Annotated in this window: 18 protein-coding genes; 10 read left to right on the forward strand and 8 right to left on the reverse strand. The window is 66.1% G+C overall.

Annotation, left to right across the window (positions count from 1 at the left end; genetic code table 11):
* The first annotated feature begins 54 nt into the window (after positions 1-54).
* From AC3WJI_RS16525 to AC3WJI_RS16535, 3 genes are read left to right on the forward strand one after another with little or no spacing between them, the layout of a single operon-like run.
* The gene (locus AC3WJI_RS16525) at positions 55-957 is read left to right on the forward strand and encodes an amidohydrolase family protein (RefSeq protein WP_492758378.1); all 903 of its coding nucleotides are present in this window, start codon (positions 55-57) and stop codon (positions 955-957) included.
* An 8-nt stretch (positions 958-965) separates the two neighbouring features.
* Positions 966-2,195, forward strand: a complete 1,230-nt coding sequence (locus tag AC3WJI_RS16530; protein ID WP_492758379.1) for an MFS transporter — start codon at positions 966-968, stop codon at positions 2,193-2,195.
* Between the two features lie 20 nt (positions 2,196-2,215).
* Positions 2,216-3,280, forward strand: coding sequence for a glycoside hydrolase family 43 protein (locus AC3WJI_RS16535; RefSeq protein ID WP_492758380.1), 1,065 nt, complete (start codon positions 2,216-2,218; stop codon positions 3,278-3,280).
* 134 nt (positions 3,281-3,414) lie between these two features.
* Here AC3WJI_RS16535 and AC3WJI_RS16540 read toward each other — a convergent pair whose 3' ends face one another.
* The 3 genes from AC3WJI_RS16540 to AC3WJI_RS16550 all read right to left on the reverse strand — a co-directional run bounded on the left by AC3WJI_RS16540 (position 3,415) and on the right by AC3WJI_RS16550 (position 8,741).
* On the reverse strand, positions 3,415-4,572 hold the full coding sequence (locus tag AC3WJI_RS16540; RefSeq protein ID WP_492758381.1) for a glycoside hydrolase family 88/105 protein: 1,158 nt from the start codon (positions 4,570-4,572) through the stop codon (positions 3,415-3,417).
* Between the two features lie 107 nt (positions 4,573-4,679).
* The gene (locus AC3WJI_RS16545) at positions 4,680-7,484 is read right to left on the reverse strand and encodes a TonB-dependent receptor (protein ID WP_492758382.1); all 2,805 of its coding nucleotides are present in this window, start codon (positions 7,482-7,484) and stop codon (positions 4,680-4,682) included.
* A gap of 318 nt (positions 7,485-7,802) precedes the next feature.
* Positions 7,803-8,741, reverse strand: a complete 939-nt coding sequence (locus AC3WJI_RS16550) for a Gfo/Idh/MocA family protein (RefSeq protein ID WP_492758383.1) — start codon at positions 8,739-8,741, stop codon at positions 7,803-7,805.
* A gap of 135 nt (positions 8,742-8,876) precedes the next feature.
* Here AC3WJI_RS16550 and AC3WJI_RS16555 point away from each other — a divergent pair, with 135 nt between their 5' ends.
* The 4 genes from AC3WJI_RS16555 to AC3WJI_RS16570 are packed head-to-tail and all read left to right on the forward strand — an operon-like array spanning position 8,877 to position 13,948.
* Positions 8,877-10,682, forward strand: a complete 1,806-nt coding sequence (locus AC3WJI_RS16555) for an IlvD/Edd family dehydratase (protein WP_492758384.1) — start codon at positions 8,877-8,879, stop codon at positions 10,680-10,682.
* Positions 10,683-10,717: 35 nt separating this feature from the next.
* Positions 10,718-11,869, forward strand: a complete 1,152-nt coding sequence (locus AC3WJI_RS16560) for an aldose epimerase family protein (protein ID WP_492758385.1) — start codon at positions 10,718-10,720, stop codon at positions 11,867-11,869.
* Positions 11,870-11,885: 16 nt separating this feature from the next.
* Positions 11,886-13,031 carry a cellulase family glycosylhydrolase gene (locus tag AC3WJI_RS16565; protein ID WP_492758386.1) on the forward strand — a complete coding sequence of 382 codons (1,146 nt, stop codon included), beginning with the start codon at positions 11,886-11,888 and terminating at the stop codon, positions 13,029-13,031.
* Entirely contained in the window at positions 13,031-13,948 is a 918-nt protein-coding gene (locus AC3WJI_RS16570; RefSeq protein ID WP_492758387.1) for a family 43 glycosylhydrolase, read from the forward strand. The genes AC3WJI_RS16565 and AC3WJI_RS16570 overlap by 1 nt, the downstream gene beginning before the upstream one ends.
* 143 nt (positions 13,949-14,091) lie before the next feature.
* Here AC3WJI_RS16570 and AC3WJI_RS16575 read toward each other — a convergent pair whose 3' ends face one another.
* The gene (locus AC3WJI_RS16575; protein WP_492758388.1) at positions 14,092-15,936 is read right to left on the reverse strand and encodes a methyl-accepting chemotaxis protein; all 1,845 of its coding nucleotides are present in this window, start codon (positions 15,934-15,936) and stop codon (positions 14,092-14,094) included.
* 260 nt (positions 15,937-16,196) lie between these two features.
* On the reverse strand, positions 16,197-16,940 hold the full coding sequence (locus AC3WJI_RS16580) for a FadR/GntR family transcriptional regulator (protein WP_492758389.1): 744 nt from the start codon (positions 16,938-16,940) through the stop codon (positions 16,197-16,199).
* Positions 16,941-17,137: 197 nt separating this feature from the next.
* Here AC3WJI_RS16580 and AC3WJI_RS16585 point away from each other — a divergent pair, with 197 nt between their 5' ends.
* From AC3WJI_RS16585 to AC3WJI_RS16595, 3 genes are read left to right on the forward strand one after another with little or no spacing between them, the layout of a single operon-like run.
* Positions 17,138-18,784 carry a sodium:solute symporter family transporter gene (locus AC3WJI_RS16585; RefSeq protein ID WP_492758390.1) on the forward strand — a complete coding sequence of 549 codons (1,647 nt, stop codon included), beginning with the start codon at positions 17,138-17,140 and terminating at the stop codon, positions 18,782-18,784.
* Complete coding sequence (locus tag AC3WJI_RS16590) at positions 18,778-19,647, forward strand: 2-dehydro-3-deoxygalactonokinase (protein WP_492758391.1); 870 nt, start codon at positions 18,778-18,780, stop codon at positions 19,645-19,647. Before AC3WJI_RS16585 ends, AC3WJI_RS16590 begins: the two co-directional genes overlap by 7 nt.
* Positions 19,644-20,270 carry a 2-dehydro-3-deoxy-6-phosphogalactonate aldolase gene (locus AC3WJI_RS16595; protein ID WP_492758392.1) on the forward strand — a complete coding sequence of 209 codons (627 nt, stop codon included), beginning with the start codon at positions 19,644-19,646 and terminating at the stop codon, positions 20,268-20,270. Before AC3WJI_RS16590 ends, AC3WJI_RS16595 begins: the two co-directional genes overlap by 4 nt.
* Before the next feature lie 33 nt (positions 20,271-20,303).
* Here the strand turns inward: AC3WJI_RS16595 and AC3WJI_RS16600 are convergent, their stop codons facing one another.
* From AC3WJI_RS16600 to AC3WJI_RS16610, 3 genes are all read right to left on the reverse strand, one after another.
* Positions 20,304-21,758, reverse strand: coding sequence for an efflux transporter outer membrane subunit (locus AC3WJI_RS16600; protein WP_492758404.1), 1,455 nt, complete (start codon positions 21,756-21,758; stop codon positions 20,304-20,306).
* A 95-nt stretch (positions 21,759-21,853) separates the two neighbouring features.
* Entirely contained in the window at positions 21,854-25,042 is a 3,189-nt protein-coding gene (locus tag AC3WJI_RS16605; protein ID WP_492758393.1) for an efflux RND transporter permease subunit, read from the reverse strand.
* A gap of 6 nt (positions 25,043-25,048) precedes the next feature.
* A complete protein-coding gene (locus tag AC3WJI_RS16610) occupies positions 25,049-26,230 on the reverse strand; it encodes an efflux RND transporter periplasmic adaptor subunit (RefSeq protein WP_492758394.1) in 1,182 nt (393 codons plus the stop codon).
* Positions 26,231-26,415: the final 185 nt, after the last annotated feature.

Consider the following 26,415-nt stretch of genomic DNA (forward strand, 5'->3'; position numbering starts at 1 on the left):
CCCCACCCCAACCCCTCCCCTGAAGGGGAGGGGCTTGCAGGGAGGAATTGACCAATGGCGCGCGATCTGCCGTTCATCGATGCCCATGTGCATCTCTGGGACCTCGACCGGATCGCCTATCCCTGGCTGACCCCGCCCTTCGCCGATGATGGCCCCAATGGCAGCGTCGAGGCCATCGCCAGGACCTATCTGCTCGACGATTATCTCGCCGACGCGCAGGGCTGGGACGTCCGCGGGATCGTCCATGTCGACGCCGGCGCCGAGGCCTCGGCGGCGCTCGCAGAGACCGAATGGCTCCAGGGCCTGCACGACGCGCGCGGCATGCCCAATGCGATCATCGCCTTCGCCGCATTGGACGCGCCCGATATCGAAGCGCTGCTCGACCGGCATGCCGCCCACCATGCCGTCCGCGGCATCCGCCACATCGTCAATTGGCACGCCGACCCGCGGCGCAGCTACACCCCGCGCGACGTCACCCAGGACGAAGCCTGGGCGCGCGGCTTCGCCTTGCTCGGCAAATACGGCCTGAGCTTCGACCTGCAGGCCTATCCCGGCCAGTTTCCCGCGTTGGCCAAGCTGATCGCGCGGCACCCGAACACCCAGGTGGTGATCAACCACACCGGCATGGCCGTCCCCGGCGAGTGGAACGAGTGGCGCACCGGCATGGCCGCGCTCGCCGAACTCCCCAACGTCGCGATCAAGCTTTCGGGCATGGGCTTTACCCACCGCCCGTGGACGCTCGACGAGGCGCGTCCCTACATCCTCGAGGCGATCGAATTGTTCGGCACCGATCGCGCTATGTTCGCCAGCGACTTCCCGACCGACAAATTGTTCGGCAGCTTCACCCAGCATCTCGACGCCTATGACGCGATCACCGCCAGCTTCGGGGAGGACGAGCGCCGCGCGCTTTGGGGCCGCAACGCCGATCGCCTTTACCGCCTCGGGCTGGATATTTGAGAGAGACCATGAGCGCACCCCAAGAAAGCAGCTGGCGCAACACGATCCTGGCGGGGCTCGCCAATTATATCGACGCCGGCTCGATCGTCGCCGGTTCGGTGGCGCTTGCGCTGTGGAAGGAAATTTACGGCCTGTCGGACAGCTTTATCGGCCTGATCGGCGCATTCAGCGCCAATGCGATCTCCGCCGGCGTCGGCGCGCTGATCGGGGGCATCCTTTGCGACAAGTTCGGGCGCAAGAAGATCTACCAGTTCGATATGATCTTCTACGCCTTCGGCATGCTGTTCCTGGTCTTCGCCAGCGCGCCGTGGATGATCGTGCTCGGCTTCGTCCTCGTCGGCTTGGCGGTCGGCGCCGACATCCCCGCATCCTGGTCGCTGATCGCCGAGCAGGCGCCCGACGACAAGCGCGGCGCGCATTCGGGCGTGGCGCAGTTGCTTTGGTATCTCGGCCCGGTCGCGGTGCTGGTCGCCGCCTATTTCCTCCAGCCCTGGGGCATCACCGGCGTGCGCTGGATCTTCGCGCACCTCGCCATCCTCGCGGTCGCACTGACCTTCCTGCGCTCGCGGATGCGCGAATCCGAGCGTTGGGAAGAGAGCAAGGCCTCCGGACAGGCTGCGCAATGGGGCGAATTGTTCAGCCCGCGCTATTTCGGCGCGATCCTGTTCCTCGCTTCGATGTACGGCTTCTGGAATCTCTGGGCCGGCTTCAACGGCTTCTTCACCCCCTACCTCGTCAAGAGTCACAATCTCCCCGAATGGGTCGCGACGATCGTCCCGGCGGCCTATTTCCTGATCGGCATGATCTCGATCCTGACGATCTTCATGACGCTGTCGGACAAGGTGAACCAGAAGCTGTTGTTCGGCATCTCCGCCGCGCTGCACGTAGTCGGCATGGCGATCCTCGCGGTGTTCGGCTTCACGCTTGAGGTCTATATCGCCCATGTCGTGATCATGGGCGTGGCCGGCGGCTTCGGCGCGCAGAGCTTTTTCCAGCTCTGGTCGGCCGAACTCTTTCCCACCGCAATCCGCTCGACAGCGCAGGGCGCCACTTTCGCGATCGTCCGCATCGGCCTCGGCATCTGGAGCTTCTTCGTGCCGTGGCTCGCCTCGTACGACTACACCACTCTGGCATGGATTCTCACTGGGTTCCTCGTTGCCTCAGGTGTGATCGGGCTGATCTGGGCGCCCCGCAACGAAGGCAAGTCGCTCGAGGCGATCGCGGCGGCGCGCGGCTGACGCGAAGCGGGAGAACGCAGTTGAAGCACCTGTTCGCAGCGTTTGGCCTGCTCGCGGCGACTCCTGCCGCCGCGCAGGTCCGTCCCGACCCAGCGCCGCTGCTGCTCCCGCAAATGCAGCTTCACGATCCCTTCATCGTCGCCGACAAACTGTCGAAGACCTATTATCTGTTCACCCGCAACGAGACCGCGATGACCGGCGAGCGCCGGCTCGGTACGATGGTCTATGCCAGCAAGGACCTGAAGCACTGGTCGCGTCCGCGCGTCGTCTTCACCTTGCCCGCGGGGATCTGGGCCAAGGCCGGCGCCTGGGCGCCCGAAGTGCATGCATGGAAGGGAAAATGGTATCTCTTCACCACCTTCCACGACGAAGCCGCGACCTTGCCGCCGACCGGCAGTCGCAAGCCCTATCGCCGCGGCACGATCCTCGCGGTGGCGGACAAGGTCGACGGGCCGTATCGCGTCGTCCGGGGCGGAGAGCCGATCGCGCCCAAGGAATTGATGACGCTCGACGGGACGCTCCATGTCGATGCCGAGGGCAAGCCGTGGCTGGTCTACGCGCACGAATGGCTGCAGACCACGATCGGCACGATCGAGGCGCTTCCGCTCGACGACAATCTCGCGGCGATCGGCCCGCTCAAAATCCTGTTCCGCGCCGATGAAGCACCCTGGGCCAAGGGGCAGCGCCAGGCCGACGGCGACACCGTCTGGGTGACCGACGGCCCCGAATTCCATCGCACCGCTAACGGCACGCTGGTGATGCTGTGGTCGAGCTATGGCGAGCGCGGCTACGTCCAGGGGATCGCGCGGTCGAAATCGGGCAGCCTCGATGGGCCGTGGGAGCAGCTCGATCCGCTGGTGCGGCGCGACAGCGGCCACGGCATGCTGTTCCGCGCGTTCGACGGCCGGCTGATGATGGTCCTCCACCGTCCGTTCACGCTGGCGCTCGGCAAGCTCTACGAGATGAAGGATACGGGCGACCGCGTAGAGGTCGTCCGCGAGGCGACCGAGCTCGACCTCGAGGCTTATCCCACGCACCCCTGCATCCAGCCGCACACCCCGAGTGAGCGCAAGGTTGAGTGTTGAGGGGGCAATGATCCCTTCGTTCGTGCCGCGCTTGTCGAAGTCCTGTTCCTTCTTCGGGATCGAAGAAGAACAGCCCTTCTACCAGCTCTGGGCGAACGGTTTGGATAGCTAATCCGGCAAGCCCGGCCGCAGCATCAATCGAGCTTCAGGTCGGCGACTGCGCTTGCCGCGAGCAGGAACGCGCCGACGCCGTAATATTGCGTGTCGGTCGCGAGCACCTGCTCGGGCCGGTCGCTGACCTGCTGGACCCAGCCGAGCCGCCCGTCGGGCTGGAGCGCCCGACCCAGCGCCGACCAGCCCTTGCGCACCGCCGGCAGATATTCGGCGCGTGGCAGCAGCCCGGCCTTGACGCCCCAGCCGAGCGCGAACGTGTAGAAGCCGGTCCCGCTCGCTTCGGGCGGCGACTCCTCGGGTGCCAGCAGCGAGGGCGCCCAATAGCCGTCGGGCTTCTGCACCGCCTTCACCTTGGCCGCCATCTCGACGAACAGCGCCTCGAGCTTGCGCCGTTCTGGATCGCCCTTGGGCAGCTTGGGGATCATCAGCGCCAGCCCGGCAAGCACCCACCCATTGCCGCGGCTCCAGAACATCTTGCGGCCCTTGGCGTCGCGCCGGTCGAAGAAGCGGCTGTCGCGGTAGAAAAGCCGCTCGGCGGGATCGTAGAGGAAATTGGTCGTCGCCCAGATCTCGCGCAGCGCATAGTCGCGATAGCGGCGGTCGCCGGTCTGCCGCGACAATTCGAGCATCGCCGGCGGCGCCATGAACAACGCATCGCACCAGCACCAGCGGGTCAGGCATTCGACGCCGTTGTACGCGCCCTTCTCCGGGATCACGAAGGCGAGGGTGGTGCGGGGCGGGTTGGCGAGGATGAAGTCGAACGCCTTGCGCGTCGGCGCCAGCGCGGTCGCGCCGCCGCCATGCCTGGCCGCCCAGAGATAGCTCTGCGTGATCGCCAGGTCGTCGGCGTGATAGGGGCGGCTGGCAGGAGTCCAGCCATTGGCTGCGCCCATATCGAGGATCGCCTTGCCGATGTCGTCGGGGGCGCCGTGATCGGCAAGCGCGGTCATGCCCACCCAGAACGCCGCCTGCTCCCAGGCGCGGGGATTGCGCGTCTCCTCGCCGGCACGTGCGACATGGCTGGTGTCGGTCATCCGCGCGAGCTGCCAGCGCGCCAGCTTCGTCGCCGCGTCGATTGCCGCCCGCGGGCTCGCCGCCGCCGCGGTCTGGGCGAGGGCCGCGCCGGGGAACGCCCCTCCGATTGCAGCCAGCAGGAGCAAGGCGGTGCGCAGCGACATTCGGGATCCCCTCTTGTTCGCGAGAGGTCATAGCAAAGCCGCGCCCGAAAAGAAGAAGGCCGGGAGACTCGCGTCCCCCGGCCTTCGTCATGCCAGGTGCCGCCGCGTCAGAAGCGGAAGCGGACGCCGAGCGAGTAGCTGCGCTCGATGTAGAGCACCTGCCGCGTGTAGCTGTCGCCATTGTCGTAGGCGCGGTAGCGCTGAAGCGGGTTGCCCAGCAGATTGGCGATGTCGAACGCGAGCGTGACGTTCGGAATCGGCGTGACCGAGGTCGAGAAGTCGAGCTGGCCACGGCCCTTCTCGATCACCGGGTGCGCGATCGGATCGAAGGTCTGGAACGTGTAGCTCGGGTCGAAGGTCACGAATTTAGAACGATAGTTGTAAGCCAGACGCGCCGAGAATTGCGGCTTCTCGTACAGGGCGACGAGGTTGTATGCCCATTTCGAAACGCCGCGGAACGGCTGCCGCTCGTTGTTGAACGTCGCGGCCTGATCGGCCGGAAGATCGCCCTTGGCATCGATATAGGTGCCGTTGGCCTGGATGCCGAAACCCTTCATCCACTCGGGCAGCCCGTCGATGTCGAGGAAGCTGGTGAAAGTCACCTCGGCGCCCTGCAGCTTGGTCTTGCCCAGATTCTCGGGCTGATTGATGCGAAGGGTGGGATCGCTCAGATCCGCCACGGTTTGGAGGAAGCCTTGCGCATCGTGGCGGAAGATCGCAGCGGTGAGCGACCCGGTCCGCGAGAAATAATATTCGAGGCTCAGATCGTAATTGTCAGAGGTGAGCGGCGTGAGGTCGGGGTTGCCGGCCGAACCGCCGCGACGAAGGCGATCCACGCACTCGGGAGTTGTCGGCGTGAGAAGACACTGATCGCCCGGGGGTAGCGTCACCGGCTGACCCAGCGAGGTATTGGGACGCAAGTCGAAGAATCCGGGCCGGGTACGCGTCTGGGTATAAGCAAGACGCGCTTGGAGTTTGTCGGTGAAGCCTATGCGCGCGCTGACGTTCGGCAGGTAATCGGTATATTCGCTCTGTGCGCTCACCGCCGGATAGGTGATTGCTCCCCCGGTTGCTTCCACGCGCGAGAACCCGTCGATGTTGAGCTTGGTCTTCACCGCGCGCAGCCCGACCACACCGTCGATCACCGTGCCGCCGAGATCGAAGCCGTATTTCACCTGCGCATAGGCGGCGTAGGACTTCTCGTTGGCGCGGAAATTCTCGGCCGGATTATACGGTGGAACCCCCGCAGGCGCTCCGAAGAAGGTGCGCAGGTCGGTGATGCTGTCGCGAATGCTGTCGCGCGTCGGGGTAGCGAAAAAGACATTCGGCTGCACATTGTTGAACTGGAAGCCGGGCTGGGTAACGCGCACGTCCAGCCCGGGAAGCGACGTCAGCGGGATGCGCGCGCCTTCGTTGTTGATGTAGAGATTGCCCAGGTCGCGGCCGGCCTTGCGATTGGTATAGCGCAGGCCGACGTCGATCCGCTTCAGGAAGCCGTCGCCGAAATCATAGGAAAGGTCGGTGCGCGCCTGCCAGTCCTTGCCGTTGACCTTCAGCCGCTCCTGCCACAGGCCACGGCTGATGTAGTTGGCCGGATTGGTGATGTCGAAATTGACGAAGCTCTGGGTGGGGCCGCCGTCCTCATCGGCTTCGAACACGACGTTGCGCACCGGCGAACTCGCCATCGCATAATCGACGTTCATGACGCTCGTCGTGTACTGGCTATTGGTGTAGGCGACGTCGGCCGAGAGCCGCAGACGGTCCCGCGTCCAGATCGCGCCGCCGCCGGCCTGGTACGTATCGGTATGGCCATTGAACGAGCCCGCATAGCCGTCCGGCCGATTGGCATTGGCTACCGTCATCGACGCGATCTGGTCGGTGCCGGGGAAGGTGGTGATGTTCGTGAGCGTCAGGCCGTCCCTGACCCCCGGGATGACCGACCCACCGAAAATGGGGATGAACATCCAGCGGTTGTAATCCTGGGAACGAAAGCCCTGGAACAGCCCATCAGCGTATATTTCGAGTTCCGGGGTCGGCTTCCACTGAAAAGCGGCATTGGCCGACGGACGCCAGCGCTTGCCGTAACCGAGGAAATTACCCTGCGCGTCGGGGAAGCGTAGTCCTGCGGCAGCGCCCGGCGCATAGTTGGAAATCTCGCCGGTAGCGGTGTTGACCTGATTCGTCCGCGCGATGACCAGCGACTGCTCACGCGTAGAATCGAGGAACTCGATGCCGACATAGGAGGCGTTGAGCAGCAGGCCCATCTCGCCGATGCCGGTGTTCCAGCGATCGCTGATCAGCAGATTGCCGTTCGGGGCTTCGCGCTGGGCCTGCTCCGAATGGACGTAGTTGAGTGAGCCAGACAGCTCGAAGCCGCTGAAGTCGAACGGCTTGCGGCCGCGCACGTTGACCGCGCCGGCGATGCCGCCCTCGATCTGGTTGGCGAGGCCCGACTTGTACACTTCCAGCGCCGCAACGGTGCCGGCCGGGAAGTCCTGGATCTGGACGTAGCGGCCCTCGGCAGTGAAGATGTCGCGGCCGTTATAGGTGGTGGTCAGGTCGGGCAGGCCGCGCACGGTAACGCCCGCCGCCTCGCCGCCACCACGGGTGACGTTGACGCCGGGTACACGCTGGAGTGCCGAGGAGGCGAAGGTGTCGGGCAGCTTGCCGATATCCTCGGCAACGATCGCGTCGACGATGCCTTCGGATTCGCGCTTGATCCGCTGCGACGATTCGAGGCTGCGGCGCAGCCCGGTGACGACGATCGCATCCTCTTCCTGGGCACCCGCATCGGCCGAGGCTGCGCCTGCATCCTGCGTTGCGGTCGTGTCGTCGGTCTGGGCAAAGGCAGGCGCAGCGCCCGCCAGGATGAGAAACGAAGTCGAAGCTAGAATCACGGATTTCAGGCGCATCGCGAACCTCCCCTTGGCGAATTGCGAGGACTCTTGGGTGAGCCTCTCTTTCAGTTTGCGGCTATGCGGCCGCCACGAGACACTGACAAGTGATTAATCATATCAATAAGACGGCGTTCGCGAAAATCGACAAAGCGTGGCGTCGAGGACACACTATGGAAACACGATATGCGGCGTCCCGGATGGTGACGCGGCGCCGTACGTGCTCCAACTAAGTGGGATGAGGGCATGTCGCGCATCACGCACGATGCGCTTATCGAAAAGACCGTTCCTCAAGAGAACGGCCCTTCGCTCGGGGCGAACGGCTTGGTTGGTGGTCTAGAAGGCGAAGGGCTCGGTCGTTCGCCGTTCGGCCATCATGAAAGCGTCCGCCACGATCTGCAGCGGGCGTACGTCGACGTCGCTTTCGCCCGCGGCGACCAAATCGGCGAAGCGCGCATAGAGCCGCGGATATTCGCGGTCGGGCGCCTTCTGCGCGTCCTCACCCGGCAATTGCAGGATGCTCCCGCCCATGCCGAGCCGCAGCGTGCCGGCATCGGTATCGATCTCGATGTCCCAGGTCTGCGGGCCGGTCTGGAGGAAGTCGAGCGCGACATCGACCTTGGCAGTGCCGCTGCGCATCTTGAGTGCGGCGGCGAGCGGCGATCCGCGGCCCTCCGGCACTTCCATCCAGCCCGAGTCGAGCAGCAGCGGATCGGGCAGGATCTTGGTCGCGATCGACAGTGCGTTGATGCCCGGATCGAAAACCCCGAACCCGCCCGCCGCCAGGATCCATTCCTGTCCCGGATGCCAGTGGCGAATGTCTTCTAGCCAGTTGATCCGCACCGCGTCGATGCGCTTGCCCTGCAGCCACGCCTTGGCGGGCTCGACCCCGGCGGCCTCGCGCGAATGCCAGGTGGTGAACAGCACCACGCCTTTCGCCTTGGCGCGCTCGGCGAGCGCGGCGATCTCGGTCAGCGTCGTCGCCGGCGGCTTTTCGAGCATCACGTGCAGCCCGGCGTCGATCGCGGCGACAGCCTGTTCGTAGCGCCCGTCTGGCGGTGTGCAGAGCGAGACCGCATCGAGCGCGTGTCCGCCCGCGATCATCGCGGCGACATCGGTATAGCCCGGCACATCGTCGAGCTGGGCGTTGCGGCTGGCGGTAGCCGTCAGTTCGAAGCGGTCATCGGCGGCGAGGGCAGGGAGGTGCTGGTCGCGCGCGATCTTGCCGATCCCGACCAGGCCGAGCCGGATCCGTTGCGCGTTGCTCCCAGCCATCCTCACATTTTCCTTCTTTTATAAGATATATATGCTCTTCCTATTGCGCGACACTGCCGGTATCAAGCCCGCAGGTGCTGCCCGTACCGACGATGCGGCGGCCTGGTACAAGCATATTACCCACCGGAGAGGTGCATGAGCGACGCGGAAAATGGTTCGAATGGCGGACGCCCGCCGCTGCGGTCGCGCGCATGGTTCGACAATCCTGCCAATCCCGACATGACTGCGCTTTATATCGAGCGCTACCTCAATTTCGGCATCAGTCTGGAAGAGATTCAGTCGGGCCGTCCGATCATCGGCATCGCGCAGACCGGCAGCGATCTGAGCCCGTGCAACCGCCATCATCTCGAGCTCGCCAAGCGGACGCGCGAAGGCATTCGCGACGCCGGCGGTATCGCGCTCGAATTCGGCACGCATCCGATCCAGGAAACCGGCAAGCGACCGACCGCGGGGCTTGATCGCAATCTGCAATATCTCAGCCTGGTCGAGACGGTATACGGATATCCGCTGGACGGCGTCGTCTTCACCATTGGTTGCGACAAGACCACGCCCGCGTGCCTGATGGCCGCGGCAACGGTGAACATCCCGTCGATCGCCATGTCGGTCGGCCCGATGCTCAATGGCTGGTTCAAGGGCGAGCGCACCGGATCGGGCACGATCGTGTGGAAGGCGCGCGAACTGCTCGCCGCGGGCGAGATCGACTATGCGGGCTTCATCAAGCTCGTCGCAAGCTCGGCGCCGTCTACCGGATGGTGCAACACGATGGGCACCGCGACGACGATGAACAGCCTGGCCGAGGCGCTCGGCATGTCGCTGCCCGGCTCGGCGGCGATCCCCGCGCCGTACCGCGACCGGCAGGAAAACGCCTATCTGACCGGTCTCCAGATCGTCGAGATGGTGCATGCCGATCGCAAGCCGAGCGACGTGCTGACCCGCACCGCGTTCCTCAACGCGATCCGCGTCAACTCGGCGATCGGCGGGTCGACCAACGCGCCGATCCACTTGAACGCGCTCGCCCGGCATATCGGGGTCGAATTGACCCTGGCCGATTGGGAGGAGCACGGCGCCGACGTGCCGCTGATCGTCAACCTTCAGCCGGCGGGCAAATATCTCGGCGAGGACTTCTATCGCGCCGGCGGCGTTCCCGCGGTGATGGGACAATTGCTCCGCGCCGGGATGATCGACGGCAGCGCGCTTACGGTCAACGGCAAGACCGTCGAGGATAACGTCGGCGCCGCCGAATGCGAGGATGCCGACGTGATCTTCCCGCTCGACGCGCCGATGAAGCCCGCCGCGGGCCTCACCGTTCTCAAGGGCAATCTGTTCGACAATGCAGTGATGAAGCTGAGCGTGATCTCCGAGGAGTTCCGCAGCCGCTATCTCAGCAATCCCGATGACCCCGAGGCGTTCGAAGGCGTCGCGGTCGTGTTCGACGGCCCCGAAGATTATCATCACCGCATCGACGATCCCTCGCTCGGCATCGACACCCAGTCGATCCTGATCATGCGCGGTGCCGGCCCGGTCGGCTATCCCGGTGGCGCCGAAGTGGTGAACATGCGACCGCCGACGGCGCTGATCCAGGCCGGCGTCCACGCGCTGCCGTGCCTCGGCGACGGCCGCCAGTCGGGCACCAGCGGATCGCCGTCGATCCTCAACGCCGCGCCCGAGGCCGCGGTCGGCGGCGGGCTCGCGCTCGTCCAGACCGGCGACCGCATCCGCATCGACCTCAAGAACCGTACCGCGGACATGCTCGTCGCGCCGGAAGAGATCGCGCGCCGCCGCGAAGCGCTGGGGATCGACTACGTGCCGGAATCGCAGACGCCGTGGCAGGAAATCCACCGCAACCTCGTCGGCCAGTTCGACACCGGGGCGACGTTCGATTTGGCAGTGAAGTATCAGCGTATCGCGCAGACCAAGGGGATTCCGCGCGACAGCCACTGACCGTCAAGACCAGAAAAAATCGAGGGAGAGAGACAATGAAGACGATCGCAGCCCTGGGAGTAATCGCCGCCATGGCCATCACCGCCCCCGCCGCCGACGCCGCCACCGCCAAGCGCGGTACCTTCGGCAAGCTGCCCGATGGGCGCACGGTGGACGCGGTGCTGCTCACCAACGCGCACGGCCTCTCGGCGAACATCATCGCCTATGGCGCATCGATCCAGTCGCTGGTGATGCCCGATCGCGCCGGCAAGAAGGCCGATATCGCGCTCGGCCATGACAGCATGGAAGGCTATCTGAAGTTCCCCAACTTCATCGGCGCCACCGTCGGGCGCTTCGCCAATCGCATTGACGGCGGCCGCTTCAAGCTCGACGGTCGCGAATATCAGACCCCGCTCAACGATGGCGTCAACTCACTCCACGGCGGCAGCGCGGGCTTCGACAAGGTGCTGTGGCAGGTCGTTTCGGTCCGCAACGGCCCGACCGCGTCGGTCACCCTGCGCTATGTCAGCCCCGACGGGGACCAGGGCTATCCCGGCACGATGACCGTCGACGCGACCTATTCGCTCGACGAGGCCAACAACCTGACGATCGAGTATACCGCAACCACCGATAAGACGACGATCGTCAACATCTCGAACCATGCTTACTGGAACCTGTCGGGCGAGGGCTCGTCGAACGGCGCGATGGGGCACATCGTCACGATCCCGGCGGAATCGATCACGCCGGTCAACGAGACCTTGATCCCGACCGGCGTGTTCCGTCCGGTCGCCGGCACGGTGTTCGACTTCCGCAAGCCGCGCGCGATCGGCGACCGCGTCCGCGACGCCAGCGACAAGCAGATCGTCTATGGCCGCGGCTACGATCATAATTGGGTGATCGGCCGCAAGGTCACCGCCACCCAGCATCTGATGTCGCGCGTCCAGGATCCCGCCTCGGGCCGCAGCTTCGAGCTCTGGTCGAACCAGCCCGGGCTGCAATTCTATTCGGGCAATTTCCTCAACGGCACCTTCTCGGGCAAGGCCGACAAGATCTACCGCGAGGGCGACGCCATCGTGATGGAGCCGCAGATCTTCCCCGATGCGATCAACCAGAAGGGCTTCCCCGAGGCACGGCTCGAGCCCGGCCAGACCTATCGCAACGTGATGACCTACAAGTTCAGCAGCGGCGCCGCCGCCGCGCGCCGTTGATCCGGAGGGGGATGAAATGATCCGTCGTAGCTTCCTTCTCTCGGCGACGGCGCTCGCCTTCGTCGCAAGCGCCTCCTCGGCCGAGGCGCGCGACCAATGGACGAAGGCGCAGGCCAATAAGTGGCACGCGACCCAGCCCTGGCAGGTCGGGGCGAACTACACGCCGGCCACCGCGATCAACCAGCTCGAGATGTTCCAGGCGGAAACCTGGGACCCCCAGCGCATCGACCTCGAGCTCGGCTGGGCCGAGGCGATGGGAATGAACGTGATGCGGGTGAATTTGCATCACTTGCTGTGGGAGACCGACGCCGCCGGGCTCAAGCGGCGCATGGACGAGTTCATGACGATCGCGGCGCGGCACAAGATCAAGACCTTGTGGATCTTCTTCGACAGCTGCTGGGATCCCAACCCGCATGCCGGGCCGCAGCATCCGCCGATCCCGGGCGTCCATAATTCGGGCTCGGTGCAGTCGCCGGGCGCCGACCGCCTCAAGGACGCGTCGCAATATGGCAAGCTGGAAGCCTATGTGAAGGACGTGGTCGCGACCTTCGCCAAGGACGATCGCATCGTCGGCTGGGACGTGTGGAACGAGCCCAACAATGGCGGCGGCGGCAATTACAAGCCGACTCCGGACAAGAACAAGTATGTCGCGCTGCTGCTGCCGCGCTTCTTCGACGCCGCACGCAGCGCCAATCCGGTCCAGCCGCTCACGTCGGGCGTGTGGATCGGCGAGCATTGGGACGACCAGAGCAAGCTCGACGCGGTGGAGAAGATCCAGATCCGCGAGTCCGACGTGCTCAGCTTCCACGATTATTCGTGGGCCGAGACCTTCGAGAAGCGCGCGAAGCAGATGCTCAGCTACGGCCGCCCGGTCTGGTGCACCGAATATATGGCGCGCGGCAACGGCTCGACCTTCGACAACACTCTGCCGATCGGCAAGAAGTACAACATCGCGATGTACAATTGGGGCTTCGTCGACGGCAAGATGCAGACCCGCTTGCCATGGGACAGCTGGAAGAAGCCGTACACCTATGAGGAACCGACGATCTGGTTCCACGACATCCTCTATTTCGACGGCAAGCCCTATCGCCAGGCCGAAGTCGACCTGATCAAGCGGATGGCAGCCGCGCCGAAAGGCGTGGTGCCCGTCTCCGGCAAGTGATGCGCGCGGCCCTGCTGGTCGCGGCGCTGCTGGCGGGTTTCCCGCCGGCGGCGTCGGCGCAGGAGGTCAAGTCGGTGTTCGCCGGCGCAGACCCCGATATCGAGCTCGCCGACGGCAAATATTGGATCTACCCGACCGGCGGCGACGCCAGCCTGTCGGCCTGGTCGTCGCCCGACAAAATCAAATGGACCCGTGGCGAGCCGCTGATCCGGCTCAAGGACGTGGCCTGGGCCGATGACGATCGCGTGCGGCATTTCCTCTGGGCGCCCGACATGGTCCAGGCGAATGGCGGCTGGTATTTCTATTATTCGGTCGGCCCGCAAAACCCGACGCCGAGCCGGCTCGGGGTCGCGACGTGCAAGGGGCCGGCGGGGCCATGCATCGACAGCGGCAAGCCGCTCGTCACCGGCGGCAATGGCTTCGAGGCGATCGACCCCGCGGTGTTCGTCGATCCCAAGACCAAGACGCCGTACCTCTATGCCGGCGGCAGCGCCGGCGCCAAATTGCGCGTGTGGGCGCTCAAGCCCGACATGGTCAGCATCGACCATGAGGTGAAGGTCGATACCCCGCCCAACTTCACCGAGGGTGCCTTCATGCACTATCGCAAGGGCATCTATTATCTGTCCTATTCGGCGGGGGCGTGGAACACGTCGAGCTATCAGGTCCATTATGCCGTCGCGCTCTCGCCGACCGGTCCGTGGCGCTATGGCGGGCCGCTGCTGGTCAGCGACAAGCGCTATCGCGGCCCCGGCCACCACAGCTTCTTCGAGGATCCGAAGGACGGCAAATGGTACATCGCCTATCACCGATGGGAAGGTCAGATGGGCGACGGCCCTTATAATGGCGAGCGCCGGATCGCGATCCAGCCGATCGAATATCGCGACAACGGCGCGATCGAGACGATCCGGATGAAGTGACCCAATCCTCCCTCGCACGCGAGGGAGGATTGAACCTTCTGTTCCCCGGCGAAGGCCGGGGCCCAGTCCTTAATCAAACACGCGCGGCAGCGCGTTTCCGCGGATGCCGAGTCTGGGCTCCGGCCTTCGCCGGGGAACGAGGCTTAGAACGAAGCCCAGTCGTCCCCGCTGCTCGCCATGGCGGTTACGGGCAGTGCTCGCACCGGCGAGACATAACCCGCGGCTGTCGCCGCCGGCTTGGCCGGAGCGCTCGCACGCGGCATCACCGCGCGCGTCCCGCCGACGTTGAACTTCGACGCCTGCTCGCTGAGCGCGGCGACTTCGCCCGACAGGTTGCGCGCGGCGGCCGAGGTCTGCTCGACCATCGCGGCGTTCTGCTGGGTCGACTGGTCCATCGTGCCGATGGCGATCGAGATCTCGGTGATCGCGGTCGACTGCGCCTGATTGTCGCTGGCCATCTGGCCGAGCAGCGCATGGACCTCGCCGACGTCGCCCGAGATGTCGGCCAGCGCGCCATCGACCTTGTTGACCATTTCCACCGCCGCGACGATGTCGGTCTGGGTGGCGGTCAGCTGGTCACGCGCCCGCGCGGCTTCCTCTTCGGAGCGCATCGCAAGCGCGGAAACGAGGTCAGCGACGACTGCGAAGCCGCGGCCCGCCTCACCGGCGCGCCCGGCTTCGACCGCCGCATTCATCGCAAGCACGCGGGTCTGGAAGGCGATCTTGTCCAAGCCCTCGATGACGCTGTCGATGCCCTTGGCGCCGTCGGCGACGCGGCCCATCGCCTGGACGGCCTCGTCGGCGATCGCGCGGCCGGCCGAGACCGTCCCGATCGTGCCGTCGGCACGCTCGACCGTGCGGCCGGCCGCTTCGGCGGTCGCCTTGAGCCGGCCGTCCATCTGCGTCACCGCGGCCGAGGTCTGTTCGAGGCTCGCGGCATTGGCTTCGGTGCGGCGCGCAAGATCCTCCGACGCCTGGGCGATCTCGCCCGAGCCGGTGCGGATCGTCAGCGCGCTTTCCATCACGGTGCCGATGAGCGTGCGAAGCTCGTGCACTGCCGCGTTGAAATTAACCTTCACCGATTCGTACGCCGGCGAGAAAGCCTCGCTGATCTCGCTGGTCAGGTCGCCCCGGGCGAGCTTGCCGAGATTGGCCTCCAGCGTCTCGACCACGCGCTGCTGCTCGGCGTCGGCGATCTTCTTCGCTGCCTCGGTCTTGTGCTTCTCGACGGCGGCCTCGCGGAACACGAGAACGGCCTTGGCCATGTCGCCGATCTCGTCGCCGCGATCGGTGCCTGCCACTTCAACGGCGTTGTTGCCGCTGGCGAGCGTCTTCATCACGCCGGTCATCTGCGCGACCGGGGCGGCGATGCCGCGCGAGAGCAGCCAGCCGAGCAGCACCGAAAGCGCCACGGCGAATGCCCCGCCGATCCAGATTGCCCACTTGGCAGAAGCCACCGCGGCGTCCTCGGCTGCGACGCGCATGTCGACGCGCTCTTCCTGGGCCTTGGCGATTTCCTTGATCAGCGGGCGGATCTCGCCGAGCATCTTCACGCCCGACAGCGTGCCCGCCTCGGCGCGGGTCGCGGGATTGCGTGCCAGCTCGATGATGTGGTCGAGCTTGCCGCGCAGCGCCTGCACGTTGACGACGAGTTGCTCGACGCGCTTGTGCTGCTCGTCCGATGTCGACTGCACCTTGAAGTCCTCGACCGCCTTGAGGAACTTCTCGCCGCTCTCCTGATAGGTCTTGGCGAACTCGTCCTTGCCGAGGATGGTGAAGGCGCGCGCGGCATTCTGCTGCTCGATCACCTGGGTCAGCATTACCTGGGTCTGCTCGAGCGCGCGCAGCGAGCGCTCCTTGTCGTCCGCAGCGCTGGCGAGCGCCGTCAGATTGGCGAAGACGATTGCGCCGACACCGGCGAAGATCACGATCAGCGCGGCGAACGCGCCGGCGAGCTTTCGCGAAATGGGGATGTTCTGCAACGACATGATCGGCTCCGTACCCAGTAAGCCGGCGGAGCATCCGCCGAGGGCGGACAGTCGCGAACCTCCCCTCGCTTCCGCGGGTTCGACGCGCCGGTATCAAGCCATCATAGGAGGAGCGGAGAGCGGCTAAGCGCCGGAAACTCCATATTATTCCGCAGGCGACGCAGTGCGGGGAATATTTCCGTCGAGTTTCCGTCCGGTTCCCAGCGGCTTAACCGTCACTGCTATGTAATCTATCGGATCCGCCGCACCGTGCCGGCAATTCAGTCCTCCGCCGCGCCCGCGACAGTCTCGATCAGTTCGAGCACGTCGCCGATCAACGCGCGCATCGCGCTGCGAGCGGTCTCCGGATCACGCGCTTCGATCGCGTCGCGCACCGCCGCGTGGTCCGCCAGATTGGCGCTGCGGCCCTTCATCCGATTGGTGAAGCGGATCGACGTGCGCAGCGCCGTGCCCACCACATCCCGGAACTGCGCGTAGAACGGATTGCCCGACGCGCGCAGGACCGCGACGTGGAAGGCGATATCGGCCTCCAGCGTATCCTCCAGACCCTGTTCGGCTGCCGCCATCCGCTCGAGGCCGTGGCTGATCCGGGCGAGATCCTCGGTGGTGCCCACTCGCGCCGCCAGCGCCGCGGCTTCGGGCTCGATCGCGACGCGGAGCTGGTTGAACTGGCGCAGCAGGTCGATCGAGAATTGCCGCTCGAGCAGCCAGCGCAGCACGTCGGTATCGAACAGGTTCCAATTGGTCGCCGGCTGGACCACGGTGCCCTGGCGCGGCCGCGCGCTGAGAAGTCCCTTGGCGGTGAGCATCTTGACCGCCTCGCGCGTCACCGACCGGCTGACGCCGTGCTGCTTGGCGAGTTCGGCTTCGGTGGGAAAGGCTTCGCTCTCATAGCGCCCGGTGACGATCGCGCGTCCCAGGCTGTCGAGCATGCCATAAGTGAGGTTGCGTCCAAGCTGGGGCCGCGCATCCTCCGCACCTAGACTCGGATAGTTGACTGCCATCCCCCGTCGCCTCTTGATCGGCCCCGACAACGATGTCAGGACCCTCTCCCTATGATGGTTTGACCTACGTTAGCGCAGTGGCGGCGCTGGACAAGTCCAATAAATACGATAAATGAACATCGTCGCTCTCGAGGCGGCGCAGGCGGGCAAGAAAAGGCGGCACGAGCCGCCGGCGCCCGGGGCAGGGAGGAAGCTGGATGACGAGTCTCTCGCAGATCGATCTCATCGTCGTGATCGTCTACGCTATCGGTATTTTCGGCCTTGCCCAATGGGTTAGTCGAGAAAAGGCCGGGCATGCCAAGGACACGTCCGATTATTTCCTCGCCTCCAAATCCTTGCCCTGGTGGGCGATCGGCGCGTCGCTGATCGCGGCCAACATCTCGGCCGAGCAGATCGTCGGCATGGCCGGATCGGGCTATGCGATCGGTCTCGCGATCGCGTCCTACGAGTGGATGGCGGCGCTGACCCTGCTGATCGTCGGCAAGTTCTTCCTGCCGATCTTCCTCAAGAACGAAATCTACACGATGCCGCAGTTCCTCGAGCAGCGCTTCGGCCGCGTGCTCCCGGTGCTGATGGCATTGTTCTGGCTCGCGCTCTACGTGTTCGTGAATCTCACCTCGATCATCTGGCTCGGCTCGATCGCGGTCAACAAGGTCGCCGGCGTCGACCAGACCGCGGCGCTGGTCGCATTGGGCGGCTTCGCCTTGCTCTACCAGCTCTATGGAGGGCTCAAGGCGGTGGCGCTCACCGACATCGTCCAGGTCACGCTGCTCGTGCTCGGCGGTCTCGTCGTCTCGTACCTGACGCTCAACCAAATCGGCGGCGGCGAGGGCGTGCTCGCTGGCTTCGAAGTGCTCACCAAGCGCGCGCCGAGCCATTTCGACATGATCCTCAGCCAGGACAATCCGTTCTACAAGGATCTGCCCGGCATCGCCGTGCTGGTCGGCGGCATGTGGATCGCCAATCTCAGCTATTGGGGCTTCAACCAGTACATCATCCAGCGCGCGCTGGCGGCCAAGAACCTCGGCGAGGCGCAGAAGGGCGTGGTGTTCGCCGCGTACCTCAAGCTGCTGATGCCGGTGATCATCGTGCTGCCTGGCATCGCCGCAGTGATCCTCGCGCCCGAGCTCGCCAAGCCCGACGAAGCCTATCCGACGATGATGCGGCTGCTGCCCCCGGGGCTGCTCGGGCTGGTCTTCGCGGCACTGATCGCGGCGATCATCGCGTCGACCGCTTCCAAGATCAATTCGATCGCGACGATCTTCACGCTCGATCTCTACGCCAAGGCGCGCGGCATCCGCACCCGCGGCGAAGACAGTGCGGCGGGCGTCGAGGGCCAGGAAAAGCACCTCGTCCTTGTCGGTCGCGTCGTTGCGGCCATTGCCGTCGTGATCGCGATCATCGCCGCCCGCCCGCTCATCGGCCAGTCCGACCAGGCCTTCCAGTTCATCCAGGAATTCTCGGGCTTCTTCACCCCCGGCATCACCGTGATCTTCCTGCTCGGCCTTTTCTGGAAGCCCGCCACCGAAGCCGGCGCGATCGTCGCGGCGATCACTTCGGTGCTCCTGTCCTTCATTCTCAAGTCCGTCATCAGCCTCGAGCATCCGGCGTCATACATTCCGACTACGCTCAATACCTATCTCTTCCCCTTCATGAACCGGATGATGTTCGTGTTCGTAGTCAGCCTGTTCCTCGCAATGGCCGTCTCGCTGCTGGTGCGCGGCCGAGGTGATGCCAACCGCGTGCGGATGGACGGGGTCAGCTTCCGCACCTCGGGTACCTTCAACGTGGCCGGGATCGGCGTGATCCTGATCCTCATCGCTCTGTACGCGACCTGGTGGTGAGTTTCGGCGACACCTTCCTCGCCGTCGACTGGGGCACGACCAACCGGCGCGCGTTCCGGATCGAAGGCGGCCAGGTCGTGAAGACCGAGCGCGACGACAAGGGCGTAACCTCGGTCACTGACTTTGCCGCCGAGGCGGTGGCGATCCGGGCACGGTTCGGCGACCTGCCGATGCTGCTTGCGGGCATGGTCGGCTCGAACATCGGCTGGCAGGTCGCGCCCTATGTCACCGCGCCCGCCGGGATCGCCGAGCTCGCCGCGGGGCTGCTGTGGATCGATCCGCGCACCGCGATCGTCCCCGGCATTTCCACCCTGGTCTCGGGCCGGCCCGACGTGATGCGCGGCGAGGAAGTCCAGTTGCTCGGCGCGGTCGCGGCGGGGCTGGTGCCGGCGAATGCGCTGCTCGCCCAGCCGGGCACGCACTGCAAATGGGTTGAGATGCAGGGCGGCAAGGTCGCCGATTTCGTTACCGCGATGACCGGCGAGCTCTTCGCCTTGCTTCGGAAACACGGCCTGCTCGCCGCGCAATTGGGCGGCGAAGTCAGCCTCGGCGCGGCGTTCCTCGAAGGCGTCGAGGACGGCAAGCGCCAGGACTTGGCCGCGGCGCTGTTCGGCATCCGCGCCGCCAAGATGCTCGGCACTCGCGACGATGCGGACGCGGCCTCCTATGCTTCGGGCCTGCTGATCGGCAGCGACGTCGCCGCGCGACTGGCCGCCTCCGGGCACGACACCGTCCACATCCTCGCCGACCCGACTCTCGGCGGACTTTACGCGGCAGCCATTCAAAGCAATGGCCGCAATGCCCATCTGATCGACAGCCACGCCGCGTTCATCGCGGGCATCAACGAGATCGTGAGACAATGAGCCATATCGCCGCCTTCGATGCCGCCTTTGCGCGCTGCCCGCTGATCGCGATCCTGCGCGGCGTGAAGCCCGATGAAGTGGAGGCGATCGGCGACGCATTGGTCGATGCCGGCTTCACCCTGATCGAGGTCCCGCTCAATTCGCCCGATCCGCTCGACAGCATCGCCCGGCTGGCGAAGCGGCTCGCGGGCAAGGCAGTAATCGGCGCCGGCACCGTGCTCACCGAGGCCCAGGTCGCGCAGGTCGCGGAGGCCGGCGGTACGATGATCATCTCGCCGAACGCCAATGTGAAGGTGATCGCGGCGAGCGCCGCGGCCGGGCTGGTCTCGCTCCCCGGAATCGTCACCCCGACCGAGGCATTTGCCGCGCTCGACGCCGGCGCCACGGCGCTCAAGCTGTTCCCCGCCGAGGGATCGAGCCCATCGGTGCTCAAGGCGATGCGCGCAGTGCTGCCCAAGGATTTGCGCCTGCTCCCCGTCGGCGGGATCGCGCCCGACAACATGGGCCCATGGCGCGATGCCGGCGCTCATGGCTTCGGGCTCGGCTCGGCACTCTACAAGATCGGCCTCACCGCCGCCGAAGTCGGCGAACGCGCGCGGGCGTTCGTGGCGGCACTTGGCTGATCAAGTTCCCCTCCCGCAAGCGGGAGGGGAGGGCTAAGGTGCCGCCGTATCGTTCGTAGCCACCGGCCCCCGCGGCGTCGCGCGGAGCAGCGAATCGCCGCCCAGCGTGCGGTACAGCGTCACCAGATTGCTCGCCTGCACCAGCCGCGTGTTCACCAGCGTGCGCCGCGCCGCATAGAGCGAGCGCTGCGCGTCCAGGCTCGACAGGAAAGTATCGATCCCGCCGCGATAGCGCGCCTCGGCGAGGCGGAAGGTATCGGCCGCGGCATCGCTCTGCGCCTGGGTTGCGCGGACCTGCTCGGTGATCGTGCCGCGCCGGGCCAGCCCGTCGGCGACTTCGCGGAACGCCGTCTGGATCGTGCGCTCATAAGTGGCGACCGCCGCATCGCGCTGCGCCTCGGTCAGCCGGACATTGGCGCGGCCGGCGCCGGCGTTGAAGATCGAATAGCTCGCGTCGGCGCCCCCCGACCAGTTGAACCCGTTGCCGCTGAACAGTCCGGTCAGGGCGTTGCTCGCGATGCCGAGCAGCCCGGTCAGCGAGATGCGCGGGAACAGCGCCGCGCGCGCCGCGCCGATCTCGGCATTGGCGGCGCGCAGTGTATATTCGGCCTGCACCACGTCGGGCCGGCGCAGCAGCACGCTCGAATCGATTCCGGCGGGAAGCTCCGCAATCGTCGGCGCGGCCTCGTCGAGCGAGGCGGGAAGCAGCGCCGGATCGACCGGCGCGCCGATCAGCAATTGCAGCGCATTAATATCCTGTGCGAGCGCGGTGCGCTGCTCGGCCAGGTCGGCGCGCGCGGTCTCAAGCACCTGCTCGGCCTGGCGCAGGTCGGTCCGCGGCGCGATCCCGCCCTGTAGCCGCGCGCGGGTCAGCCGGACGCTGTTCTCCGAATTCGCCGCGGTGTCCTGCGCGATCTTGAGGAGGCTGGCATCGGCGGCATAGCGCAGCCAGGCGTCGGCGATGTCGCCGACCAGCGTCAGGTACGTCGCCCGCGCCCCCGCCTCGGTGGCGAAATAGCGGTTCTGCTCGGCGCGAGTCAGCGAAGCCACCCATCCGAATAGGTCGAGCTCGAACCCGGTGACGCCGACATCGGCGGTAAAGCGCGTGCGGGTCCCGGCGTTCGAACCCGATGCGCCATTGCCGGCCGAGGCGCTGCTCTGGCCGTTCGACACCGTAGCTCCAGCGCCGGCGGCGACTTCGGGCAGCCGATCGGCGCGCTGGATGCGATATTGCTCGCGCGCCGCGCGGATGTTCGCCGCGGCGAGGCGCAGGTCGCGATTCTCGGCAAGCGCGCGTTCGATCAGCTTCTGGAGCCGCGCGTCGCGGAAGATGTCGCGATAGGTGACCGTGGGCAGCGCCGCCTCGCTGCGGTCGAGATAGGCATCGCCCACCGGCCAGGACGGCGGCACCGGCGCGGCCGGCTGGACGTATTTGGGATCCATCGAGCAACCGGCGAGGGCGAGGGCCAGAACCGCCCCCATCGCCATCCCGGCCTTGTGCAAGGGTAAGAGGGGAGAGGCGCTCGCGTGCGGCAAAGTGGACCCCGGCACTTCGGCCGGGGTGACAGAGAAGGTGCGGAAGCTCATGCCTCGGACTCCCGGTGGTGCGCATGCCGCTCGCGCACGGCCTTGAGCCCGTCGCGCACGCCGCGGCGGACCAGCACGAAGAACAAGGGGATGTAGAAGATCGCGAGGATCGTCGCGGTCAGCATGCCGCCGATCACTGCGGTGCCGATCGCGATGCGGCTGTTGGCGCCGGCGCCGGTCGAGATCGCCAGCGGCAGCACGCCGAAGATGAACGCCAGCGACGTCATCAGGATCGGGCGCAACCGGATCCGCGCCGCCTCGAGCGCCGCGTCGATCACGCGCTTGCCTTCCTTCTCGGCGCGCTCGGCGAACTCGATCATCAGGATCGCGTTTTTGGCGGCGAGGCCCATCGTGGTGAGCAGCCCGATCTGCAGATAGACGTCGTTCTGCAGCCCCCGCAGCGTCACTGCGAACACCGCGCCGACCAGCCCGAGCGGGATCACCAGCAGCACCGCGAGCGGAATGCTCCAGCTCTCGTACAATGCCGCGAGGCACAGGAAGACGACGATCAGCGACACCGCATAGAGATACGGTGCCTGCCCCGAGGACAGCCGCTCCTGGAACGACAGTCCCGACCAGGCGACGCTGGTCCCCGGGATTTGCGCAGCGAGCTCTTCCATCCGGCGCATCGCGTCGCCCGAGCTCTTGCCCGGTGCGGCCTGGCCCTGGATCTCGAACGCCGGAATGCCCTGAAAACGCGACATCGTCGTCGGCGCAGTCGCCCAGCTGGTCTGCGCGAACGAGGAGAACGGCGCCATCTGGCCGCTGCTCGTCCGCACGAACCATTGATTGATGTTGTCCGGCGCGGCGCGATATTGCGCATCGCCCTGGACGTAGACGCGCTTGACGCGGCCGCGATCGATGAAGTCGTTGACGTAACGGCCGCCCCAGGCGGTCGACAGCGTCGAATTGACGTCGCCCTGGGCGAGACCGAGTGCCGAGAGCTTCTGCTGGTCGATATCGACCTTGAGCGTCGCGACGTCGGGCAGGTCCGACAGGCGTACCTGCGCGAGGTCGGGATCGCCATTCGCGGCGGCGAGCAATTTGTCGCGCGCGGCGAGGAACTGCTCGCGCGGCATGCCGCTGGCATTCTGGAGCTGCATCGTGAACCCGCTCGACTGGCCGAGCCCGCGGATCGCCGGCGGCACCAGCGCGAAGACCTGCGCGTCGCGGAAGTTGCGGAATGCGCCCGAGGCGCGCTGGACGATCGCCTCGGCGCCGTTTTCCTTGCCCTTGCGCTCGGACCAGTCGGCGAGGTTGATGAAGCCTTGTCCGGTGTTCTGGCCGCTCGCGCCGCCGCCGCCACCGCCGCCGGTCACGGTGAACATCGTCGCCGAATTCTTGCCTTCCTGCTCCATGAAATACTTCTCGACCGCGCGCTGCACTTCCTGGGTGCGGCTCTGCGTCGCCCCGGCGGGAAGGCGGAACTGGACCGACGCCGCGCCCTGGTCCTCTGTCGGCAGGAAGCCGGTGGGCAGGCGGGTGAACATCAGCACGAGCAGCAGGCAGACTCCGGCATAGATCAGCAGGAACAGCCATTTGCGGTCGACGACCTTGGTGACGCCTCCGACATAGCGCTCCACTCCTGCGTCGAAGCGGCGGTTAAAGCCGTCGCGCGCGCGCGCGAAGAAGCGGCCGACCGCGGGGAAGCGCCGCTCGACCCAGCCATTATGCTCCTCGCTCTTCTTCTTGAGCAGGGTCGCGGTGAGCGCCGGCGTCAGGATCAGCGCGACGAGCACCGACAGCACCATCGCCGAGACGATCGTCACCGAGAATTGCCGGTAGATCACCCCCGTGGAACCGCCGAAGAACGCCATCGGCAGGAACACCGCCGAGAGCACGAGGCCGATGCCGACCAAAGCGAACTGGATCTGCTCCATCGACTGGATTGTCGCGTCGCGCGGGGAAAGGTCGGGATCCTCCTCCATCAGACGCTCGACATTCTCGACCACGACGATCGCATCGTCGACGAGCATGCCGATCGCGAGCACCAGCCCGAACAGGGTCAGCGTGTTGATCGAGAAGCCGAGCGCGTAGAACACCGCGAAGGTGCCGAGCAGCACCACCGGCACCGCGATGAACGGGATCAAGGTCGCGCGCCAGTTCTGCAGGAAGATGAACATCACGATCACGACGAGGACGATCGCCTCGAACAGCGTCTTGACCACTTCCTCGATCGACAGCTTGATGAATGCCGTGGTGTCGTTGGCGTAGGCCGCCTTGAAACCCGGAGGGAAGCTGCGCGAGATCTTCTCGACCTGCGCCTTGACCAGCTCCGCGGTCTCGAGCGCGTCGGCGCCGGGAGCGAGGCTCACCGCGATGCCCGCGCCGGGATGGCCGTTGACGCGGCTGACCGCATTGTAGCTCTCGGCGCCGAGCTCGACCCGCGCGACGTCCTTGAGCAGCACGGTCGCGCCGTTGCTTTCGGTCTTGAGGATGATCTTCTCGAACTGCGCCGGGGTCTGGAGGCGCGACTGCGCGGTGACCGTCGCGTTGAGCATCTGCGTGCTCGGCTGCGGCTGGCCGCCGATCTCGCCCGCGGCGACTTCGGTATTCTGGTTGGTGATCGCGGTGACCACGTCGCTCGGCATCAGCGAGTAGCTCGCCAGCCGATCGGGGTTCAGCCAGATCCGCATCGCGTAGGGCGCACCGAACACATTGGTGTCGCCGACGCCGGGGGTGCGCGCGAGCGGGTCCTGCAGGTTGGAGGCGAGCCAGTCCGACACGTCCTGGTTGGTCCGCTTGTCGGTCTCGTCATAGACGCCGACGATCATCAGGAAGTCGGGGTTCGACTTGGTGACCCGCAGCCCTTGCTGCTGGACCTGCTGCGGCAAGCGCGACAGCGCCTGCTGGACCTGGTTCTGGACCTGGACCTGCGCGATGTCCGGATCGGTGCCCTTCTCGAAGGTCGCCGAGATGTTGACCTGTCCCCGCGCGGTCGAGGACGAGCTGAAATAGATGAGGCCGTCGATCCCGGTGAGCTGCTGCTCGATCACCTGGGTGACCGAATTTTGCACCGTCTCGGCCGATGCGCCGGGATAGGAGGCGCGGATGTTGACCTGCGGCGGCGCGACATCGGGATATTGCGCGATCGGCAGCGACATGATCGCGCCGACGCCCATCAGCATGATGATGATCGCGATCACCCAGGCGAAGATCGGGCGATCGATGAAAATGCGAGACATGCCGGGTCAGCCGCCCTTCTTCGCAGCGCCGCCCTGCGCGCCTTGGCCGCCTTGGCCGCCGCCCTTCGGCGCCTCGATCTTCTGCGGCGCGGTATAGGGAACCGGGCGGATCTCGGCGTCGGGGCGTAGATTGGCGGTGCCCTGGACGATCACCATGTCGCCGGGCGCGAGCCCCTGCGTCACCACCCAGTTCGCGCCGAGCGTGCGTTCGGCGACCACGGTGCGCGCCACCGCGCGGTTGCCCGGGCCGACGACATAGACCGTCGCGTTGCCCTTGGGATCGCGCGACAGCCCGGCTTGCGGCACCAGGAAAGCCTGGCGATCGATCGCCTGCGCGAACGAGGCGCGGGCGAACATGCCGGGCAGCAGCAGGCCTTCGGGATTGGGGAAGCGCGCGCGCAGCGTCACCGTCCCGGTATTCTCGTTGACCATCACCTCGGAGAATTCGACCGTGCCGGTCTGGCCGTAGTCGCTGCCGTCCTCGAGCTTGAGCCGGACCACCGCGCTCGCCGGCGCGAGCCCGCCTTTGGCCAGCGACTTGCGCAATGCAAGCATGTCGGCGCTCGATTGCTGGATGTCGACGAAGATCGGGTCGAGCCGCTGGATCACCGCGAGCGGATCGGTCTGGTTGGTCGTCACCAGTGCCCCCTGGGTGACCAGCGAGCGGCCGATCCGGCCAGTGATCGGGGCGGGGACGCGGGTGAAGCGCAGGTTGATCTGGGCGCTGCGCAGCTGGGCGTTGTTCTGCGCGACCGCGGCCGAGGCTTGGCGCGCCGTCGCCGCGGCGTCGGTATAGTCCTGCTGGCTGACCGCCTCCATCTTGGCGAGCGGGCGATAGCGCTCGGCGCGGATGCGGGCCGCCTCGGCAGTCGCGCGCGCGCTCTGCAGGTTGGCCTGCGCCTCGGCGGCCTGCGCCTGATAGATGCTCGGATCGATCTGGTAGAGCGTCTGGCCTGCGCGGACGATCGAGCCCTCGGTGAAGAAACGCCGCTGGACGATACCGGCGACTTGCGGCCGCACCTCGGACGTCTGGAAGGCAGTGACGCGGCCCGACAGCTCGGTGACGACCGGCACGCTGGTCGGCTGGACGACGACGAAGCCGACCTGCGCCGGCCCGCTTTGGCCGCGCCCGCCCTTTTTCTGGGCGTCGCCGCCGCCGCTGCCGCACGCGGTGAGGAGAAGCGCCACAGCGAGCGCCGTGGCCGATCGGCCGGGGAGGTTCGAAGGTGTCAGATTCAATTCGCAGACCCGCTCGTAGCGCCTTGAGACGGCGCAGTTCAGTTCCGAAACTCGCCCATAGGGCAGCTGGTTGCGGTGCTACTAGGGAAGAAATGTATCAGGATGTGTCAGACACATTCCAGATACACGATAAC

It is taken from the genome of Sphingomonas sp. FW306-1B-B10E, from assembly GCF_058782005.1.